This is a genomic window from Arthrobacter nitrophenolicus (genome assembly GCF_000332815.1).
GTDB lineage: Bacteria > Actinomycetota > Actinomycetes > Actinomycetales > Micrococcaceae > Arthrobacter > Arthrobacter nitrophenolicus.
Genome location: NZ_AOFD01000108.1, coordinates 1 through 2,043 on the forward strand (window position 1 = coordinate 1; position 2,043 = coordinate 2,043).

General features: G+C 65.4%; 1 protein-coding gene. It reads left to right on the forward strand.

The features are described 5' to 3' along the window. On the forward strand, positions 1 to 1,968 hold a 1,968-nt coding region (gene infB, locus G205_RS20270; RefSeq protein ID WP_009359676.1), incomplete at its 5' end, for a translation initiation factor IF-2. Positions 1,969 to 2,043 lie beyond the last annotated feature (75 nt).

Sequence of the window (2,043 nt, forward strand, 5' to 3'; positions counted from 1 at the left end):
GGCTTCGGCAAGGGCGGTCGCGGCCGCGGCGGCACCCAGGGTGCCTTCGGCAAGGGCGGCGCAGGCCGTGGCAAGCAGCGCAAGTCGAAGCGCGCAAAGCGCCAGGAACTTGAGCAGATGAGCGCACCGTCGCTGGGTGGCGTGAGCGTACCCCGCGGCGACGGCAACACCGTCATCCGCCTGCGCCGCGGCTCGTCCATCACGGACTTCGCCGACAAGATCGAGGCAAACCCCGCCGCGCTGGTGACCGTGCTGTTCCACCTCGGTGAAATGGCAACCGCCACCCAGTCGCTGGACGAGGACACCTTCGCACTGCTGGGCGAGGAACTGGGCTACAAGCTGCAGGTCGTGTCGCCGGAGGACGAGGAGCGCGAGCTGCTCTCCACCTTCGACATCGACGTGGAAGCCGAACTCGAAGCCGAAGGCGACGACGAACTCGAGCCGCGCGCTCCGGTCGTCACCGTCATGGGCCACGTTGACCACGGTAAGACCCGGTTGCTGGATGCCATCCGCAACTCGGACGTCGTGGCCGGCGAGCACGGCGGCATCACCCAGCACATCGGTGCCTACCAGATCAGCCATGAGCATGAGGGCACGCTGCGCGACATCACCTTCATTGACACCCCCGGTCACGAGGCGTTCACCGCCATGCGTGCCCGTGGTGCCAAGGTCACCGACATCGCCATCCTGGTGGTGGCAGCGGACGACGGCGTTATGCCGCAGACCGTTGAAGCACTCAACCACGCCCAGGCGGCCAACGTGCCGATCGTCGTGGCCGTGAACAAGATCGACAAGGAAGGCGCCAACCCTGACAAGGTCAAGGGCCAGCTGACCGAGTACGGCCTGGTTCCGGAAGAATACGGTGGCGACACCATGTTCGTTGAGGTCTCTGCCCGCCAGAACCTGAACATCGACGAACTGATCGACGCTGTGCTGCTGACGGCCGACGCCGCGCTGGACCTCCGGGCCAACCCGGACAAGGCCGCCCGCGGTATCGCCATCGAAGCCAACCTGGACAAGGGCCGGGGTGCTGTGGCCACCGTGCTGGTGCAGTCCGGTACCCTGGCGGTCGGCGACACGATCGTGGCCGGTACGGCCCACGGCCGCGTCCGCGCCATGTTCGACGAAGACGGCGAAGCCCTCGACGTCGCGCTGCCGTCACGTCCGGTGCAGGTCCTCGGCCTGTCCAACGTGCCGCGCGCCGGTGACAGCTTCCTGGTCACCACCGACGAACGGACCGCCCGCCAGATCGCCGAAAAGCGTGAAGCCGCTGAGCGCAATGCCCAGCTCGCCAAGCGCCGCAAGCGCATCAGCCTGGAAGACTTCGACCAGGCAGTGGCCGACGGCAAGATCGACACCCTTAACCTCATCCTCAAGGGTGACGTGTCCGGTGCCGTGGAAGCCCTCGAAGACGCCCTGCTCAAGATCGACGTCGGCGAAGGCGTGCAGCTGCGCGTCATCCACCGCGGTGTGGGTGCCATCACGCAGAACGACGTCAACCTGGCAACGGTCGACTCCGCCGTCATCATCGGCTTCAACGTCAAGCCGGCCGAGCGGGTTGCCGAACTGGCAGACCGCGAAGGCGTGGACATGCGCTTCTACTCGGTCATCTACGCAGCAATCGATGACATCGAGATGGCGCTCAAGGGCATGCTCAAGCCGGAATACGAAGAATTCCAGCTGGGCACCGCCGAAGTCCGCGAAGTCTTCCGCTCCTCCAAGTTCGGAAACATCGCAGGCTCGATCGTCCGCAGCGGCATCATCCGCCGTAACACCAAGGCACGCATCAGCCGCGACGGCAAGGTCATCGGTGACAACCTCACCATTGAGACGCTCAAGCGCTTCAAGGATGACGCCACCGAGGTCCGCACCGACTTCGAGTGTGGTATCGGCCTTGGCTCGTACAACGACATCGTTGAAGGCGACATCATCGAGACCTTCGAGATGCGCGAAAAGCCGCGCGTCTAGTCTGTCCCGCGGCGGGACGCCTCCGAGTTTTGGGGGCGCCCCGCCCCCACGCTGGGCGGCAAAGGATCTTGCGAT